This is a genomic window from Marinomonas rhizomae (assembly GCF_024397855.1).
Taxonomy (GTDB): domain Bacteria; phylum Pseudomonadota; class Gammaproteobacteria; order Pseudomonadales; family Marinomonadaceae; genus Marinomonas; species Marinomonas rhizomae_A.
This window is the reverse complement of the sequence record NZ_CP073343.1, coordinates 3,785,690-3,803,306: the sequence shown is the minus strand read 5'-3', so window position 1 is coordinate 3,803,306 and position 17,617 is coordinate 3,785,690. Positions and strand designations below refer to the sequence as shown.

Annotated in this window: 15 protein-coding genes; 9 read left to right on the top strand and 6 right to left on the bottom strand. The window is 44.0% G+C overall.

Translation table 11 applies throughout. The features are described from left to right. Nucleotides 1–9: 9 nt before the first annotated feature. Entirely contained in the window at nt 10–1,335 is a 1,326-nt protein-coding gene (locus KDW99_RS20480) for a methyl-accepting chemotaxis protein (RefSeq protein ID WP_304941367.1), read from the bottom strand. Nucleotides 1,336–1,555: 220 nt separating this feature from the next. Next, a complete protein-coding gene (locus KDW99_RS17870; protein ID WP_255826601.1) occupies nt 1,556–2,506 on the bottom strand; it encodes a LysR family transcriptional regulator in 951 nt (316 codons plus the stop codon). Nucleotides 2,507–2,706: 200 nt separating this feature from the next. Here KDW99_RS17870 and KDW99_RS17865 point away from each other — a divergent pair, with 200 nt between their 5' ends. Together KDW99_RS17865 and oadA are read left to right on the top strand one after the other, a co-directional pair. After that, a complete protein-coding gene (locus tag KDW99_RS17865; protein ID WP_255826600.1) occupies nt 2,707–4,122 on the top strand; it encodes an acetyl-CoA carboxylase biotin carboxylase subunit in 1,416 nt (471 codons plus the stop codon). A gap of 17 nt (nt 4,123–4,139) precedes the next feature. Then, nucleotides 4,140–5,948, top strand: coding sequence for a sodium-extruding oxaloacetate decarboxylase subunit alpha (oadA, locus tag KDW99_RS17860; protein ID WP_255826599.1), 1,809 nt, complete (start codon nt 4,140–4,142; stop codon nt 5,946–5,948). A gap of 90 nt (nt 5,949–6,038) precedes the next feature. Here the strand turns inward: oadA and KDW99_RS17855 are convergent, their stop codons facing one another. The 3 genes from KDW99_RS17855 to KDW99_RS17845 all read right to left on the bottom strand — a co-directional run bounded on the left by KDW99_RS17855 (nt 6,039) and on the right by KDW99_RS17845 (nt 9,424). After that, nucleotides 6,039–7,019 carry an aldo/keto reductase gene (locus KDW99_RS17855; RefSeq protein WP_255826598.1) on the bottom strand — a complete coding sequence of 327 codons (981 nt, stop codon included), beginning with the start codon at nt 7,017–7,019 and terminating at the stop codon, nt 6,039–6,041. 93 nt (nt 7,020–7,112) lie between these two features. Further along, the gene (locus KDW99_RS17850) at nt 7,113–8,060 is read right to left on the bottom strand and encodes a Gfo/Idh/MocA family oxidoreductase (protein WP_114411294.1); all 948 of its coding nucleotides are present in this window, start codon (nt 8,058–8,060) and stop codon (nt 7,113–7,115) included. Between the two features lie 149 nt (nt 8,061–8,209). Next, nucleotides 8,210–9,424, bottom strand: coding sequence for a LysR family transcriptional regulator (locus KDW99_RS17845; RefSeq protein ID WP_255826597.1), 1,215 nt, complete (start codon nt 9,422–9,424; stop codon nt 8,210–8,212). Between the two features lie 265 nt (nt 9,425–9,689). Between KDW99_RS17845 and KDW99_RS17840 the strand changes: the two genes are divergently transcribed. The 6 genes from KDW99_RS17840 to aroQ all read left to right on the top strand — a co-directional run bounded on the left by KDW99_RS17840 (nt 9,690) and on the right by aroQ (nt 14,307). Further along, complete coding sequence (locus KDW99_RS17840; protein ID WP_255826596.1) at nt 9,690–10,037, top strand: protocatechuate 4,5-dioxygenase subunit alpha; 348 nt, start codon at nt 9,690–9,692, stop codon at nt 10,035–10,037. Further along, a complete protein-coding gene (locus KDW99_RS17835) occupies nt 10,037–10,906 on the top strand; it encodes a class III extradiol dioxygenase family protein (protein ID WP_255826595.1) in 870 nt (289 codons plus the stop codon). Before KDW99_RS17840 ends, KDW99_RS17835 begins: the two co-directional genes overlap by 1 nt. A gap of 160 nt (nt 10,907–11,066) precedes the next feature. Beyond that, nucleotides 11,067–11,921: a shikimate dehydrogenase family protein gene (locus KDW99_RS17830; protein ID WP_255826594.1), complete on the top strand. Its 855-nt coding sequence runs from the start codon at nt 11,067–11,069 to the stop codon at nt 11,919–11,921. Between the two features lie 154 nt (nt 11,922–12,075). Beyond that, a complete protein-coding gene (locus tag KDW99_RS17825) occupies nt 12,076–12,783 on the top strand; it encodes a GntR family transcriptional regulator (RefSeq protein ID WP_255826593.1) in 708 nt (235 codons plus the stop codon). 83 nt (nt 12,784–12,866) lie between these two features. After that, on the top strand, nt 12,867–13,799 hold the full coding sequence (locus KDW99_RS17820) for an AEC family transporter (RefSeq protein ID WP_255826591.1): 933 nt from the start codon (nt 12,867–12,869) through the stop codon (nt 13,797–13,799). 55 nt (nt 13,800–13,854) lie between these two features. Then, a complete protein-coding gene (aroQ, locus tag KDW99_RS17815) occupies nt 13,855–14,307 on the top strand; it encodes a type II 3-dehydroquinate dehydratase (RefSeq protein ID WP_255826590.1) in 453 nt (150 codons plus the stop codon). A gap of 100 nt (nt 14,308–14,407) precedes the next feature. Here aroQ and pcaQ read toward each other — a convergent pair whose 3' ends face one another. Continuing rightward, nucleotides 14,408–15,373 carry a pca operon transcription factor PcaQ gene (gene pcaQ / locus KDW99_RS17810; protein ID WP_255826589.1) on the bottom strand — a complete coding sequence of 322 codons (966 nt, stop codon included), beginning with the start codon at nt 15,371–15,373 and terminating at the stop codon, nt 14,408–14,410. A 331-nt stretch (nt 15,374–15,704) separates the two neighbouring features. On the opposite strand from pcaQ, the gene KDW99_RS17805 reads away from it, so the two are divergent. Then, on the top strand, nt 15,705–17,558 hold the full coding sequence (locus KDW99_RS17805; RefSeq protein ID WP_255826588.1) for a bifunctional sugar phosphate isomerase/epimerase/4-hydroxyphenylpyruvate dioxygenase family protein: 1,854 nt from the start codon (nt 15,705–15,707) through the stop codon (nt 17,556–17,558). Nucleotides 17,559–17,617: the final 59 nt, after the last annotated feature.

Genomic DNA, 17,617 nt, shown 5'->3' with positions numbered 1-17,617 from the left:
CGGACTTTTTTAGCTTTTCTCAATATCTAATAGTTTGTTAACGGTATTGGAGACGTGTATCGCGCCTTTCAGAATTTCATCAATGATGCCGGATGCTTCATCTATAAATTGCGCATTCTCTTTAGAGCGTTCACTCACCTTGCTCATACTGTCTTTGGCTTGACGAGTTAAGTTGCTGTTCTGTTTTACCATGTCATCAATTTCGATCGTTGATTTGCTTGTTCTTGCTGCTAGTGTTCGAACTTCATCAGCCACTACCGCAAACCCACGACCATTTTCACCAGCGCGAGCGGCTTCAATAGCGGCGTTTAATGCCAGTAAATTGGTTTGATCAGCAATAGACCCAATGGTTGTCACTATCTTGGCGATACTTTCAGACTGATGGTTTAATTGTTCGATCAACTCGGTAGAAACTTCAACATCGGCCACAATTTTGTCTGACGTTTCGACTGTGCGACGTAAAATTTGAGCGCCATTCTCTGAAACTTGAGCAGTTTCTACTGACGTGGAGTGAGCTACTTCTGCCGCGTGTTGAATAGCGAGTTGCGTGTTCACACGCTCTGTAATGTCAGAGGCAACTTTAAGGACTTTTACAACCTTACCAAATTGATCGAAAATGGGGTTATAGCTGGCTTCTAGCCACACAGTTTGACCTTGTTTGCTAACTCGCTCAAATTGTCCTGTTTTAAAGTCTCCATTCGCTAACTCTGCCCAAAAATTCGGATGCTTTTCATAGAACTCATTAGTACAAAATTTGCGATGCGCCTGACCGATAATTTCTTTGGTGGACTGATAACCCATTGCACTTAAAAAGTTATCATTGGCCGTAATTACTGTGCCGTCAGGGGTGAATTCAATAGTGGCAGATGACCTATCAATGGCGTTATACACGGCTAATTGACTATCTGCTGTACGCTTTTCTTTAGTGACATCCGTGGCAATTTTGACCACTTTGGTCACCACGCCATCGACTTCAACGGGAAAATAAGTTGCTTCAAGCCAGATTTCTGAGCCATCTTTACGTCTACGTAAGACGGTGCCTTGTTTGCTTTTGCCTGCAGCTAAATCTGACCAGAAATGTTTGTAATCTTGCCTCGATGTCACTTGAGAAGGGCAGAATAGTGCATGTTTTTGCCCTTTTACTTCTTCTAGGGAATAGCCTGTAGCGTTAAGGAATAACGAATTGGCATCGAGAATTGTTCCGTCAGGTAAAAAGCTAATGGTGGCGCAAAATTTTTCCATAGCGCTAATAAAGGCTTTGTTTTCATGTTGAGAAAGTGCCTGTTCTACCGCTTTGTTTTTGGCGATTGTTTTATCTTTATTGGTAAAAAACATGGTGCTTCCTCAATTAGTGTAGTCAGTGTGCTGTTTTGATTTTGTAGTCATTTCCCTACAAGGTGTATAGAATTTATACAGTTTGGTCTTGATTTAATGTTGGTGATTTGTTGTATACGTGTAATGTATGTGAATGGTTTATATATTTACGTAATAATCTATTTGAAAGAAGAATTGTTAAACGTATGCAATGATGTGGTTTTTATTAAAATGAGACGGACTATCTACTTTTCATTCTTGAGAACATGGCTTCAAACTGGCCGATATTTTGTTGAATATAATCAATAAAAGATCGCATCGCAGGAGTGGGGTGGCGTCCTTGTGGGTGGATCAAGCACCAAGATCGGCGAAGGGGGAAATCTTTAATCGGTACTTCGATTAAGGTTCCGAGTGTCAATTCAGAAAGAATACCAAGTTTAGGTAGTACTGCGACGCCAAGCCCTGCAATAACCGCGTGTTTTATGGCGTCGTTAGAACCAATTTCCATTTCTGCTTGTAAGCGAATGCGTTGTTTTTGGCAATGTAGTTCAAGAGCTAATCGACTGCCTGAACCCGCTTCTCGAAGCAATAAATTGTGTTCTAAAAATGCGCTCAATGATATGTCTTCTAGGGCGAGAAGAGGATGGTTTTGTGGTGCGACAGCGATAAGCTCATTGTTCAAAAATGGTATGCTAAACATAGGTTTATCATTGGGTACCATGCCCATTATGGCTAATTCATCATGATTCTCACCAAGACGCTTGATAGCTGCAGCGCGGTTCATGACTTTCACATTTATGGTGACGTTTGGATGTAGGCTAGTATAGGCCCGAAGCAAATAAGGCACCACGTACTGCGCTGTACTCACAGCTACTAAGTTCAACTCACCAGATATCAGCCCAGCTTCCTCAGATAAATCGTCCTGAAAGCGCTGTATTTCATCAAACATGGCGTGAATGCATTTGGCTAATCGCTTGGCCGTCGCAGTGCTGTAAAGTTGGCGACCAACGTATTCAAACAGCGGTTGTTCTAATGCATTTTCCAGCTGTCGTATTTGATTGCTCACGGCCGGTTGGCTTAGCCCCAGCATATCACCAGCTCGGCTGTAGCTACTCAATTCATAAACGCTTTCAAATACTTGTAATTGTCTAAAAGTAAGTCGGTTGACTAAACTTTGTACGCTTTGAGGCATTGTTTTTGTTTCCTCTCGGTTTATCTATCAGCTTTTATCTATCAGCTTTTATCTATCAGGTATAGCTTATACATAAATGTCGTAATATCAATTTTTACTTTGGTTGATCTTTGGGTAGTCTGAATATTCAGAGATATTTGTACAAAAGTTGTGCTCACTACGTTGTGCAGTGATCTCTTCAAACAAGAAAGGAGTGACTCATGTTAAAAAAAGTGTTGATCGCTAACCGAGGTGAAATTGCGGTTCGTATCATTCGCGCTTGCTCAGAGGCTGGGATTCGCTCTGTCGCGATATTTACGGAACCGGATCGATATGCATTGCATGCCAAGCGTGCAGACGAGTCTTACTCGTTGGGCGATGATCCACTTGCCGGTTATTTAGACCCTTTGCGTCTAGTGAACTTAGCCATAGAAACGGGTTGTGATGCGATCCACCCAGGTTATGGTTTTTTATCTGAAAATGCGCATTTTGCTGAATTGTGTGAGCAAAAAGGCGTTACCTTTATCGGCCCTCATTCGTCTGTTATTCATAAAATGGGTGATAAAACCCAAGCTCGTGACAGTATGCGTGCGGCAGGCATTCCGGTGACACCAGGCTCAGAAGGAAACCTGGCAAATCTCGACGAGGCATTAGCTTTAGCAGGGAAAGTGGGTTATCCAGTGATGATCAAGGCAACTTCTGGTGGTGGCGGTCGCGGTATTCGACGCTGTGATACCCCAGAAGAATTAACCTCTCAATACCCTCGTGTTATTTCCGAAGCGACCAAAGCGTTTGGTTCTGCAGAAGTGTTTTTAGAGAAATGCATTGTTGACCCTTGTCATATTGAAGTGCAAATTTTGGCGGATTCCCAAGGTGATGCGATTCATTTGTATGAACGTGATTGCTCGATTCAGCGTCGTAACCAAAAGCTCATAGAGATTGCACCAAGCCCACAACTCACTCCAGAACAACGCCAATACATTTGTGATCTCGCAGTGCGAGCAGCCAAAGCAGTAGGCTATGTCAACGCGGGTACAGTGGAGTTCTTATTGTCTGGTAATGAAGTGTATTTCATGGAAATGAATACGCGAGTTCAGGTTGAGCACACGATTACCGAACAAATTACAGGGGTTGATATTGTGCGTGAACAGCTTCGTATTGCGGCTGGTTCGCCGCTCAGCTTCCGCCAAGAAGACATAAGTTATCGTGGTTACGCGATGCAATTTCGAATTAATGCGGAAGATCCTAAAAACGATTTTCTGCCAAGCTTTGGGCGTATTACTCACTATTACGCACCGGGTGGTCCGGGTGTTCGTGTGGATACGGCGATTTACACAGGTTATGACATTCCACCTTACTTTGACTCCATGTGTTTGAAGTTGGTGGTATGGGCGCTGACCTGGGATGAGATGGTGGCGCGCGGTCGTCGGGCTATTGACGATATGCGTTTGCATGGCATTAAAACCACGGCCAATTATTATCAGCAAATTCTAAAACATCCAGATTTTATTAAGGGCGAGTTCAACACGGGATTCGTTCCAGCGCACCCTGAATTATTAAATTATTCCGTTAGACGCCATCCAAGTGACATCGCTTTGGTGTTGGCAGCCGCTATTGCAGCGCATGTTGGTCGATAATCCGCAGGAGGAAGAAAATGAGTCAAGTTAAACAAAAAATAGAAGTGACAGATGTTACCTTGCGTGATGCACACCAATCGCTGATTGCCACTCGTATGCGTACGGAGGACATGTTGCCGATTTGTGAGAAACTCGATCAAGTGGGCTTTTGGTCTTTAGAAGTGTGGGGCGGCGCGACTTTTGATGCCTGCGTACGCTTTTTGAAAGAAGACCCTTGGGAGCGTTTGCGTCAGCTTCGTGCGGCTTTGCCAAACACCCGTTTACAAATGTTATTGCGTGGCCAAAATCTACTGGGTTATCGCCATTATGCTGACGATGTTGTGGAAGCTTTTGTGCAAAAAGCCGCAGACAATGGTATCGATGTTTTCCGTGTGTTTGATGCGCTCAATGATCTGCGCAATATTGAAACAGCCATGAAAGCGGTGAAAAAAGCCGGTAAACATGCGCAAGGTACGATTTGTTATACGACCAGCCCAGTGCATACGCCAGCCTTGTTTGTCGAGCAAGCTAAAGCCATGCAAGCCATGGGGGCTGATTCTATTGCTATTAAGGACATGGCGGGTTTGTTAACGCCTTACGCTACGTATGACTTGGTAAAAGCGATCAAAGAAGCGGTTGATTTGCCTTTGGTGGTTCACAGTCATTCGACGTCAGGATTGGCACCCTTGTGTCAGCTTAAAGCCATCGAAGCGGGAGCGGACCGTATTGATACGGCGATTTCATCTTTTGCCAGTGGTACCAGCCACCCAGCGACTGAGACTCAAGTGGCGGCTTTAAAAGACACCGATTACGATACGGGTTTAGACTTGGCCTTGTTGTCAGAGATTGCCGATTACTTCCGTGATGTTCGTAAAAAGTACCATCAATTTGAAAGTGAATTTACTCGCGAAGATGTGTCTGTTCAGGTTAACCAAGTGCCGGGTGGCATGATGTCTAATTTGGCGAATCAGCTGAAAGAGCAAAATGCCTTAGATAAGATTCGAGAGGTATTTGATGAAATTCCTCGTGTGCGTGCCGACCTTGGTTATCCGCCCCTGGTAACGCCAACCTCGCAAATCGTGGGGACTCAAGCGGTTTATAACGTATTGGCAGGTCAGCGTTATAAAACTATTACCAATGAAGTAAAACGCTATTTGTTAGGTGGTTACGGTCAGCCGCCAGCAGCGGTAAACCCAGAAGTGCAAAAGAAAGCCGTAGGCAATGAAGCGGTTAACGACGCTCGCCCAGCGGATTCCTTGTCGCCGGAGCTATATAAGTTGCGCAATGAGATCGGTGAGTTAGCGAAATCAGAAGAAGATGTACTGACTTTTGCTATGTTTCCTGAACTAGGTCGTGAATTCTTACAGCAACGAGCTGACGGGACATTGGTTCCAGAAGTTTTGCTACCGCCAGAGCAAGCGGGTCAAGGCGCGGCGGCGGGTGGATTGGCAACCGAGTTCAAGATTGATGTGCATGGTGAGGTTTACAACGTGGAAATCACCGGCGTAGGCGATTTTGGTGTTGGTAAGCGCAAGTTGTATTTGTCTTTGGATGGCATGCCAGAAGAAGTGGTATTCGAATCTCTGAATGAATACGTTGCTGAAGGTGGCGCAGGTCGTTCTCGTGCCACAGAGCCTGGTCACGTCAGTGCGGCTATGCCGGGCAATATCATCGATGTCTTGGTAAAAGAAGGCGATACCGTTAAAGCGGGTCAAGCTGTGCTTGTTACAGAAGCGATGAAGATGGAAACCGAAGTACACGCTAATGTGGCGGGTACGGTAAAAGGGGTTTTTGTTAAAAAAGGCGACCGAGTCACACCGGGTGAAATGCTGATTGAGATTGCATAAATTAAAATTAGGTTAATAGCCTAATAACGCTTTAAGCAAAAGCCCCTTTGTTATCGACAAAGGGGCTTTTTGTTGGCTGGTTTACTGTGTTTAAAACTCTTCAGTATCAATTTCAGCTTGTTGGGCAGCGGTATAGCGTGTGCCATGGACGTTATGTTGATTGATCATCTCGTCTAACAAGCTCACTTGTTTGGCATCCAGCTTTAATTGCGCCGCTTCAAAATTGTCTCTCATATGATTAACCGAACGAGTGCCCGGAATAGGGACAATATTATCGTCTTTTGCTGTTAGCCAAGCCAGAGCAAGTTGTGCTGGTGTGCAGCCGATGTCTTTCGCTAGGGCAAAATAATCGTTCAACAAGGCAAGATTATTCGGGTAATGCTCGGCATTAAAGCGCGGCATGTTATTACGAATGTCTTTGGCTTCTAAATCCGCGATGTCTTTCAGAGTACCGGTTAAAAATCCGCGTGCGACTGGGCTGAAAGCGACAAAAGTAATGTCTAGTTTCTTACAAGCTTCTAGTACGGCGATTTCTGGATTGCGTGTCCACAAAGAGTATTCGGACTGAAGGGCGCTAATCGGGTATTCGCTATGGGCACGGGTTAACGTTTCAGCGGACACTTCGGATAAACCGATGGCGCCAATTTTGCCTTCTTTTACTAGCTCACCCAGTGCGCCAGCGCTTTCTTCTATTGGCACATTGAAGTCACGGCGATGCAAATAATACAAATCGATGTGATCTGTTTGCAGGCGCTTTAGGCTGTCTTCGCATTGCTTGCGGATGTTTTCTGGTCGGCCATTAATCTCTTTTTTACCATCGACCATTGCCATGCCGCATTTGCTGGCGAGGAATAATTCATCGCGGCGATCTTTTAGTGCTTTGCCAACCAAAAGCTCATTTTTGCCGCCGCCATATAAAGTCGCGGTGTCAAAATGGCGATAACCCATTTCAAAAGCCTGATGTAAGGCTTTAATGGCTTGTTCTTCTTCAACCGGTGAGCCATAAGCATGGGACAAATTCATGCAGCCTAAGCCTATCTTTGGATTGGCTAAGTGAGGGTGTTTTGACATAACAATATCCTTAAATAAAAACAAGGAGCCGAAGCTCCCCGTTTGAGTGTTGTTGAGTCACTTTAGCGTCTTGTCACTTTAGACTATTGCGATCTAGGCTTCTAGGCATTCTTCAAGGCGGTGCAGGGTTTCCATCGCTTCGATAGCCTGCGTAACACAAGAGTTTGGTGCACGACCTTCTTGGATCGCTGCAATGAACTCGCGATCTTGTAGCTCGATGCCGTTGTTTGAAACCGCAACGCCAGATAGGTCAATCTTGTTTTCGCTGCCATCAAATAGGTCGTCGTAACGTGCGATATAAGTACCATTGTCACAAATGTAACGGAAGAAGGTGCCGAATGGACCGTCGTTATTGAAAGACAAAGACAAGGTGCAGATTGCGCCGTTAGGTACTTTCATACCAATGCTCATGTCCATGGCAATGCCAAGTTCAGGATGGATTGGGCCTTGTAGTGCTTGTACTTTGCTGGCTGTTTCACCTGTTTGGTATTGGAACAAATCCACTGTGTGGCAAGCATGGTGCCAAAGTAGATGGTCGGTCCAAGAACGGGCTTTGCCAAGAGCATTTTTGTTCGAGCGACGGAAAAAGTAAGTTTGCACGTCCATTTGTTGAACGTTTAATTCACCCGCCATGATTTTATTGTGGATCCACTGGTGGGAAGGGTTAAAACGGCGAGTGTGACCAGCCATCGCTACTAGACCAGTTTTCTTCTGCACTTCAACCACTTTGCGAGCGTCTTCGATGTTGTCTGCCATTGGGATTTCAGACATAACATGTTTGCCGGCTTCAAGGCACTGAATAGTCTGCGCCGCATGCATTTGAGTTGGTGTTGCTAGGATGACAGCGTCAACGTCGTCACGGGCTAGGCTTTCTGCTAAATCTGTCGTGTAGTGAGGAACGCCGCGCTCTTCAGCAAAGGCTTTAATCGCATCGATTTTAGTGCCAACGACAGAAACGACTTCTGCACCTTCGATCGCCGCAATGGCGTCCATGTGTTTCATGCCGAAAGCGCCAGATGCGCCTGCGATACAAATTCTCATTAGTCTGCTCCTATTCAAGATTTCATGTCGTTATTATTGAACGAAATTTAGGTTTATATTAATAACAAATCTAACATTCGACATCTAATGGGCATAATCCATAAACCGCATAAGCTATTCATTTTTTGCAATGATGTCTTTCAAAAAAATCATCGAAAGCGTTCTGAGATATCGCGTAACAAGCTAAGAAAATGAGATTGTGTGACAGTCGGAAGCCAGCTTTTTCGGACACAAAGCCCAATTGGGCGACGAGTGTGATCCAGTGGGAAGTTGATGACATTGAGTAATTCAATATTAATTTCGCGCTCCACTTGGTGTGCAGAGATTAATGTTAGACGATCACTTTCGATTAATAACTCACGAATCAGTATCTGCGAACTGGACTCAACTAAGCGTGTAGGTAGTGCGATACCGGCGTCGTTGAAAATGTCTTCGAAGGCTTGTCGAGTGGGTGTGCCTTTGGCGGGAACAACCCAAGCAAACTCAGCGAGATCTTGTGCGCTGATATGTTGTTTGTTCATTAATGGGTGATCTTTACGAGCCACCACTGACAATGGCGGTGCCCATAACTCCTCTTGAACGACGTCGTCAGCTGGTGTTGGATGACGTAATGCACCTAAGATAATATCGATGTCACCTTGGCGTAAGTGGTGAAGCAAATCGGCGTAGGGACCTTCGGTGACATTGATGTTCACATCAGGGTGACGTTCGTTAAACTGCAAAATCGATTTAGGTAAAATAGTCATACGAGCCAATGGCATACTGCCAATGGTGATGGTACTGACATCTTTAAACTGTAAGGCGTTGATCTCATAAATGCCTTGGCGTAATTCGCTAAAGGCCAATTTGGTTGCTTTTGCCAAGGTTTGCGCTGCCTTAGTCGCGCTGGTTCCAAGGCTGTTTTTCTCAAATAACACAACGCCGAGTAAGCGCTCTAAATCGCGAGCGGCACGATGAACTGAAGATTGTGACACGGCCAGGTTTCGGCTGGCAATGCTGAAGTTTTGTGCTTCGCTCACGGCAATTAACGCTCTTAATTGAGTCGTGCTAATTAAGGCAATGAGATTTTTAGGCGAGCGTTCTTTTTGAGTCGTGTCTTTAACGATTTCTTGTGTAGCGGTTTGAATATGGTCGATAGCTCGGCCGACGCGTTTTTGCCACACTTCACCCGATGGGGTGGGATACATACCATCTGAATGACGTTCAAAAAGCGATGCGTTCAATAACCCTTCTAACTTGGCAATTGCTTGAGTGATGGCAGGCTGAGATAAAAAGATATTTTCAGAAGCTCGGGTGATGCTTTTTAGCTCTGCGACTGCAAGAAATACGCGCAAATGCCGTAGGTTGGGAATTGCTATCTCCATAAGACCTCCTTATTTTTTTACAGACTATATCAAAAATGAATATCAAATAAATCAAAATGAAGGATTAATTACGTATTTTTTCCTATATATGGCCAAAATCGGACTTTTATTTTAAAAATATAAAAATATAAAAATAATGCGTTCTATTTTTTAAATGGTAAAAAATAGATGTAGATCAAGGTTTGCACAGCTCGTTTGTTCTTATACTCGCTGCTAATGGGTATTTACATCATTGAATTAAATAGTTTTACAGCGAGGTAACAGGATGGGGCAGTTAGGGCATATTCCGGGCAATATTATGTTTGATGGGCCGATGGCAACGAAGGGCTATCCCTTAAATAAAATGTGTTATTCCTTTAATAATGCAAATGGGCGAGAAGCATTCCTTGCGAATGAAGACGAGTATTGTGAAAACTTTGGACTTTCTGCAGAGCAAAAGCTGGCTGTAAAAAAACGTGATGTCATTGCCATGTTAGAAGCCGGTGGAAGTATTTATTATCTGGCCAAATTTGCTGGGATCTTGGGCTTAAATGTTCAAGATGTTGGTGGTTTGCAGACGGGGATGACAACAGAGGAATTTAAAGCCTTCTTAGTACAGCAGGGAGAAAGATAATGGCGAAAATACTTGGCGGTATTGCCACATCACATATTCCTGCTATTGGTGTCGCGATGGACCAAGGTCTTGAGCAAACACCTTATTGGAAAGATTTTTTTGATGCCTACCCACCGGTGCGTGAATGGCTGTATAAGCAAGAGCCTGACATCGCCGTCATTTTTTATAATGATCACGGACTAGAGTTTTTTCATGATCGCAAACCGACTTTTGCTATTGGTGCTGCTGCTTTGTATGAAAATGCCGACGAAGGTTGGGGAATTGCTGAAATTCCACCAGTAACTGGGGAAACTGAGTTGTCTTGGCATATCGTTAATCAATTAATTGAGCACGAGTTTGATATAACCGTTTGCCAAGAAATGAAAGTGGACCATGGATTGACAGTACCTCTGACGCTCATGTGGCCTGGTCATAAATACGGTCATATTAAAGTGATTCCAATTGCGATCAACTGTGAACGTCATCCTATGCCAAAGCCCAGTCGATGTTTTGATTTTGGTAAGGCGATTGGTGACGCTATTCGTTCTTACTCTGGTAATCAGAAAGTTGTAGTGTTTGGAACCGGTGGTTTGTCTCATCAGCTAGATGGTCAGCGTGCTGGCTTCATTAATAAACCGTTCGATTTATATTGTATGGATAAAATAGTGAACGAACCGGAAGCGCTTACTAAATTCACTAATTTTGACTTGGTAGAACAAGCTGGCTCTCAAGGTGTTGAGCTGAATATGTGGTTAGCAATGCGTGGCGCATTACAGGGCGCGTTAACTGAGCTGCATCGTAGTTATCATTTGCCGATTTCAAACACAGGGGCTGGATTGCAATTGTTGGCTACAACAGATGCGATATCAAAAGGATCTATGCTGATATAATTTTTCCAATTAAAATACATGCCAAATTGTCATACAACAAATCATGAGTTTTGGTATACGCTTCCTCTACTTTAGTAAAGGGAGCGTTTTTTTATCCCCTTTACGACTCACGCAATAACATTATTACATTCTTTTTGGGAATACGTTGGAGGCAATTACAATGTTACATTTAGGTCTAATTGGTCAGGCTATTGCCGCTTCTCGATCTCCTTCTTTACACATGATGTTGGGTGAACTAAAGCAGTTGCCAGTGGATTATCAGTTGCAAGTGCCAGAAGATGATACGGCGGAATCCTTTAACGCCAAGCTTACCGAAATACGTGCTTTAGGTTTCGTCGGCACTAACGTAACTTTTCCTTATAAACAAATCGCCATCGACAGCGCAGACGAAGTAAACGACGCGGTAAAGAAAGTCGGTGCGAGTAATACTTTGCTGCTAAAAGACGGCAAAGTATGTGCTTTTAATACCGATTACACTGGTTTTATTCGCGGTTATAAAGGTCGAGTCGGGGATTTACCAGCAGGTAAAGTGCTGATGATTGGTGCTGGTGGTGTGGGTCGAGCGATTGGATTTGCCTTGTTTGAAGTGGGGGCGACAGAAGTATTAGTCACCGATTTGAGCGAACGTAGTGCACAATCTTTGGTTGATGCTATTAATGAAGCTGGCTACAAGGCGCGTGTTGTTGCCAAAGAAGACATTGCTGAAGCGGCAGCTGAAGTTGATGGTTTGGTAAACTGCACACCTGTAGGTCATTTGAAAAGCCCTGGCATGCCATTGGCGGCAGAGTTGATTCAAGGGCAAAAATGGGCGTTTGATGCGGTTTACACCCCAATGGATACAGAGTTTTTGATAGAAGCTAATAAAAAAGGTCTGCAAATTGTGTCTGGCTTTGATTTGTTCTTTTATCAAGGAATCGATGCTTTCGAAATCTTCACTGGTCAGGAAGTAACGGATGTGAAACCTGTTTGGGATCAATTCCGTGAAAAATACGATGTAGTGAGCTCATTGATCTAGAGAGATTGTTGGTAACTAAATAAATTCATAGAATGAGTGATGAAGAGAAGACGCCAAATGGCGTCTTCTAGTTTGGTTTATCCACTAAGATAACTTTGCTCGTGATATAGTGCAGAGGTCTTACAAGAAAAAGAAAAGGCCTTTAAAATTTTCTATGATTAACTCCGATGACCGTAAATTGGTTGGGCAATCTGTCTATGAGCAGCTACGTTCAGATATCGTAACGGGTAAGCTTTCTCCAGGTGAAAAGCTTAAATTAAACGCCTTGCGTATTCGTTACAGTGTCAGTGTGAATACCTTACGTGAAACCTTGATGCGCTTAGTATCAGATGGTTTTGTACTATTTGTAGATCAAAAAGGTTTTACGGTAAAACCCGTTTCTACCGCCGATTTGCGTGAATTATTAGAGCTGAGACAAATGTTGGAGTTGTCGGCAGTACGCAAATCAATGGAAAATAAAATAGGTCATATGGAATGGAAGTCCGCTTTGATCAGCGCGCATTTTCGTTTGAACTGTGTTGAAAAGCTGATGATGGAAGACGAAGGTAGCCATGTTCAGGCATGGGAAAAAGCCGACCGAGACTTTCACGTTACCATGGTGTCTCATTGTGGTTCTCAGCAGTTGATTCGTTACCACGCATCAGTGATTGAACTTTATATGCGTTATCAGGTGTTGGCGTTACACCGCCGGCCATTTCGCGGCCAAGCCTCTGTAGAAGAACATCAGAAATTGCTTAAACACCTTCTTGATGATGAAATTGAGTCAGTATTGACTATCTTAGATTCGCATATTCAGAAAGGGTTGGTCCTACCAGATCCTGAAAAAATATCACTCAATACAAAATCTAAAGCTATCGCTTAACGCTTATTCGATATGATTTCTATGATGAAAACTCTAGCCGAGTTAAAAGCATATAACGCAATAAACCACGAGGATATGGTGACATGGAAGCTGTAATAAACATCACAGCACCGATCTTTTTTTTGATATTTGTGGGATTTATCTGTGTTCGATATTCCTTTCTACCGCAAGCTGCAATTCCTGGGTTAAGTCGTTTTGTTTTGTATCTTGCCTTGCCTGCTTTGATTTTTATGAAATTATCTAGCATGGAGCTGAAAGAAGTCCTGCATTTTGACTATCTTACTGTGTATGCAGCGAGTGGTTTAGCGACTTTTTTTATTACTGTGTTACTGAGCTGGCGCCTACTTCAAAGTGGATTGGTAGAAGCTGGAGTGAGAGGTGTTGGGGCGACCATGTCAAACAGCGCCTTTATTGGTTTTCCTATCCTGTTGCAGTTCTTTGATGATTCATTGACGCAGGCTTTTGTGATGTCTTTGATGGTCGAAAATATTATCTTATTGCCAGTTTGCCTAATTTTTATCGAGACCATGCAGGGGAAAAACGAAAGTAATGGGAAAAACCTATTTATGGTCGTTCTGAAGCGTATTTCGACGAATCCGCTGTTAATTGCTTTGGGTGCAGGGTTGGTATTTTCTGTATTTGGATTGAGTTTGCCGAGCTTTGTAGGTAAAGGCTTTGATTTATTGGTATCGGCGGCTTCCTCGGTGGCTTTGATTGTTATTGGTGGGTCTTTGGTCGGTGTATCAATTAAAGGTCAATGGACTCCGATACTGCTGGTGGCGATTGGCAAGCTGATTTTGTTTCCTGTGATTGTTTCCTTACTCTTGTTCCTTACGCCTAGCATGCCCAACGAATTAAAAACGGCATTGGTTATATTTGCTTCGGTATCCATGTTTAGTTCTTATCCGATTGTTTGTGGAGAATATGGCGCGCGCAGTTTTTGTGCCAGTACCTTGTTAATCACCACTGTATTGTCATTTTTCACTTTGAGTGTCTTGCTGCGCTTCTTTGTGTGAATGTTTGGCGATACAGTGGATTGAATATTTACGCTGATTTTTAGGAGAAAGTAGTATGTCTACCATCATGGTATTAAATGGCCCTAATTTAAACTTACTGGGCACGCGTGAGCCTGCAACCTACGGCTATGAGACCCTCGCTGATGTGGAAGTTATGTGTCGTGAAGCTGCTTCGACGTTAGGTCATGAAGTGGAATGTCATCAATCTAATCATGAAGGCGTATTGATTGATCTTATTCATGAAGCGGGACGTCGTATTAAAGCGGGCGAAGTATTGGGTGTGGTATTCAACCCAGGCGCTTATACTCACACGTCCGTTGCGCTTCACGATGCGATAAAAGGCGCTGATGTGCCCGTGATTGAGGTTCATATCTCTAACGTACACGCTCGCGAAGCTTTCCGTCACCACTCTTATATCTCTCCTGCCGCGGCCGGAATCGTCGTTGGTATGGGCGTGCAAGGTTATGTGTTGGGGATTCAAGGGTTAGTGCACAAGCTTAAAGCTTAGCGTTTTGTTAATGCAATGCTGCTCCTTGTCTCTTGGGATAAGGGCAGCAAAGCAAAATACATTAATTTTCTTTCCTATTGTGGCGATAATCTATTGCTCATCAAATGGCTGGGCCATCTTTATGGTGGTGATCAATCGGTTTGTAATAGCTGTCTAAGGTTTGTGCCGTATCTCGAATGGCATTCATAAAGAGTTTAAGCGCCATAGACGGCACCGAGTCCGCTCGTGTTGTTAAACCAACCGCCCCTAGCGTTTCTTTTGTGTCGACAGGCAATTCATCCAGTTCACCATCTGAAATTTCTCGCGCGACTACGCCGCGTGAAATGATCCACACTGCATCGTTATTGCGAATAAACTCCTTACCAAACGAGTCCGATATGGTGTCTATTCTGTCGGTTAGCGTACCAACGCCTTGGGACAATAAAAAACGATCTACATAGGGTGCGGTGATAGAGCCTTTTGGTGGATAGAGCACAGTGTAATTAGCGATATCGCTGATTTGGAAGTTTTCTTTTGTTAGTAATGGGTGGTTCGGACGAACGGTAAAGGTGACCTGTTCCGAGTACAAATGCTGAAATGACAAGCCTGACATAGCTTCTGGAACACCTAAGCGACCAACTACTAAATCCAATTCGCCGACTCTTAGTTGGCTCATTAACAAGGCGTTTGGACCAGAGACCAAATGCAGACGAACATCAATACCACCAGTGCGAAAGCGCTTCACGGATTCCGGTAAAATACTGGTCGCTACGGTTGGTAAAACACCAATACTGATTCGGCTGATGCCTTTCTGTTGTGCTTGAACAACGCGTTCGGTGCCCTCTCGTAATGCTGCAACGCTGGTGCTGGCGTGCTCCAGAAATACATTGCCAAATGGAGTCAACTCAACGCCTTTTTTACTGCGCTCCAATAGCCTAACACCCAGGATGTCTTCTAATTCTTTGAGTTTTTTGGATACAGCGGGTTGGGTAAGCGCTAATACATCGGCAGCGCGAACAACGCTACCTTGGCGCGTGACTTCTAAAAAGCATTGAAGGTGGCGATATTTAATACGGTTTTCTAACATGAAAAGTCTCCCATCGTACACGCATGGTTTCGGTCGCAGCTAATTGGCTATTAGGTCGTCAGTCACTAAGTAAGAAACCCTAAGGAATCAGGCGCGTTACAAGCGCTAATAATGGAATAATTTTCCTATATTACACTCCTATGTTGCGCCATTGAAAAGGTGTCATGTATTCCTTTTTCGATATATTTTTGGCGCTTTATTTCATTCTTAAGATGGCGTCCAATCTCAAAATCTTGTGCTAGCATCAATATTAGTAAATATTGAAGCAAAAAACAGGTTTGTTTCTCATATATCGTTTTCGTTATGAAATATAGACAGTCAGGGCGTAAGAATGAAAACAGCACTCGCAACCGTAACCATATCTGGCACGCTGAGAGAAAAATTCGAAGCGGCGGCAAAAGCCGGCTTTAAAGGCGTGGAAATCTTCGAAAATGACTTAACTCAGTTCGATGGTACGCCAAAAGATGTGCGTCGTATGGCGCAAGACCTAGGCTTGGAAATTATCGCCTTACAGCCATTCCGCGATATGGAAGGTATGCCTGAGCCAATGCGCTCGCAAAAGGCAAAGATGTTGCAGCACAAAATCGATGTTGCTCATGAGCTGGGTACGAATCGTTTGTTGTTTTGCAGTAATGTGCAGCCTTATTCTTCTGCGGATCGTGATGTTTGCGCCGCGGACTTATTTGCTCTGGCTGAAATAGCCAAAAAAGAAGGCATCATGCTGGGCTATGAAGCTCTAGCTTGGGGTTACCATATTGCTGATTATCATGAAGCATGGGATTTGGTGAAGCGTGTTGATCATCCGAACTTGGGGATAATTTTGGATACCTTCCACATGTTTTCCCGTGGCAACACCTTAGATGTGTTACGTGATGACATTCCGCTAAACAAGATTGCCCTTGTGCAAGTCGCTGATGCGCCAAGTCTACAAATGGACGTGTTGCAATACAGCCGACATTTCCGTTGCTTTCCTGGCCAAGGCGACATGCCAGTGGTCGAGTTTTTACAAGTTCTGAAAGACAAGGGCTTTGATGACTATTTGTCTCATGAAATCTTCAACGACGAATTTCGTTCATCTTCTCCTTTAGAAAAAGCCATTGATGGCATGCGTTCATTGATTTGGCTTGATGATCAAACGGTGAGCAAACGTGAAGAGAAAACGGCTCCAATTGAAGCGCCACAAGTGAGCGAAGTTGAGTTTATTGAGTTTGCCATTGAAGGCGAAAGCGGAGAAGCGTTAACCAATACTTTGGCGCAATTAGGTTTCCATGAAACCCATAAACATCGCTCTAAAAATGTTAGCTTGATGCGCCAAGGAAATATCAATCTGATCCTAAACCGCGAACCGAAAAGCCAAGCCCACGAACATTTTAAAAAGCATGGTGTGTCGGTTTGTGCAATGGCCTTTGCTTCTGAAGATGTTAAAGCGACCTTGTCACTGGCTGAGCGTTATCGAGTAGAACGTTTTGAAAATCAAGCCGGTCCTGGAGAGTTAAATATCCCAGCACTTCGTGGTATTGGCGATAGCTTGGTTTATCTTGTTTCTGCAGACGCTGCGGTACGTTTTTTTGAAGTGGACTTTAAACCCATTCAAGGCATTCAAGGTGAAACGGGCGTTGGCTTAACTCGCTTTGATCACATTGGCCAAACCGTTTCCAACACTGACTTTTTGTCGGCGTCTTTCTTCTATAAATCCGTGTTTGGTTTCGATATCGATGCCAGCCAAGACTTGCCCGATATTCACGGGTTAGTCGTGAGCCGTACCGCATTAAGCAAAGACAAACGTGTGCGAATTCCATTGAACATGACCAATGCTCGTGATGCCTCGGCACAACGCTTCATTCAAAAATCTAAAGGTTCTGGCGTGCACCAAATTGCGTTTGCTTGTGATGATATTTTTGCCGCGGCAAAAAACATTGATAGCGAAAAACAGCTACCCATTCCACAGAACTACTATCGTGATATTGAAGCACGCTTTGGCTTGTCTTCAGAGATGATTAAGAAACTGCAGTCACACAACATCATGTATGACCAAAATGACGAAGGTGAATTCTTCCATTTCTATACAGAGGAAGTGCATGGCGTCTTTTTTGAAGTGGTACAACGAGTTGGTGATTACAGCCGTTATGGCGAAGCGAATGCATTTGTCCGTCTTGCCTCACAGGCGCGCCAAGAGAAAAAATAAATCATTGTCATTGCGGGGAATGATGTATTTTAGGCGTATCCTTTTGTGAGGAAACTATG

Excerpts from the sequence above, each read along its gene's own strand:
- KDW99_RS17865 (WP_255826600.1), top strand. The coding sequence starts at position 2,707 with ATGTTAAAAAAAGTGTTGATCGCTAACCGAGGTGAAATTGCGGTTCGT.
- oadA (WP_255826599.1), top strand. The coding sequence starts at position 4,140 with ATGAGTCAAGTTAAACAAAAAATAGAAGTGACAGATGTTACCTTGCGT.
- KDW99_RS17805 (WP_255826588.1), top strand. The coding sequence starts at position 15,705 with ATGAAAACAGCACTCGCAACCGTAACCATATCTGGCACGCTGAGAGAA.
- KDW99_RS17840 (WP_255826596.1), top strand. The coding sequence starts at position 9,690 with ATGGGGCAGTTAGGGCATATTCCGGGCAATATTATGTTTGATGGGCCG.
- KDW99_RS17835 (WP_255826595.1), top strand. The coding sequence starts at position 10,037 with ATGGCGAAAATACTTGGCGGTATTGCCACATCACATATTCCTGCTATT.
- KDW99_RS17855 (WP_255826598.1), bottom strand. The coding sequence starts at position 7,019 with ATGTCAAAACACCCTCACTTAGCCAATCCAAAGATAGGCTTAGGCTGC.
- KDW99_RS17850 (WP_114411294.1), bottom strand. The coding sequence starts at position 8,060 with ATGAGAATTTGTATCGCAGGCGCATCTGGCGCTTTCGGCATGAAACAC.
- KDW99_RS20480 (WP_304941367.1), bottom strand. The coding sequence starts at position 1,335 with ATGTTTTTTACCAATAAAGATAAAACAATCGCCAAAAACAAAGCGGTA.
- KDW99_RS17845 (WP_255826597.1), bottom strand. The coding sequence starts at position 9,424 with ATGGAGATAGCAATTCCCAACCTACGGCATTTGCGCGTATTTCTTGCA.
- pcaQ (WP_255826589.1), bottom strand. The coding sequence starts at position 15,373 with ATGTTAGAAAACCGTATTAAATATCGCCACCTTCAATGCTTTTTAGAA.
- KDW99_RS17830 (WP_255826594.1), top strand. The coding sequence starts at position 11,067 with ATGTTACATTTAGGTCTAATTGGTCAGGCTATTGCCGCTTCTCGATCT.
- KDW99_RS17870 (WP_255826601.1), bottom strand. The coding sequence starts at position 2,506 with ATGCCTCAAAGCGTACAAAGTTTAGTCAACCGACTTACTTTTAGACAA.
- aroQ (WP_255826590.1), top strand. The coding sequence starts at position 13,855 with ATGTCTACCATCATGGTATTAAATGGCCCTAATTTAAACTTACTGGGC.
- KDW99_RS17820 (WP_255826591.1), top strand. The coding sequence starts at position 12,867 with ATGGAAGCTGTAATAAACATCACAGCACCGATCTTTTTTTTGATATTT.
- KDW99_RS17825 (WP_255826593.1), top strand. The coding sequence starts at position 12,076 with ATGATTAACTCCGATGACCGTAAATTGGTTGGGCAATCTGTCTATGAG.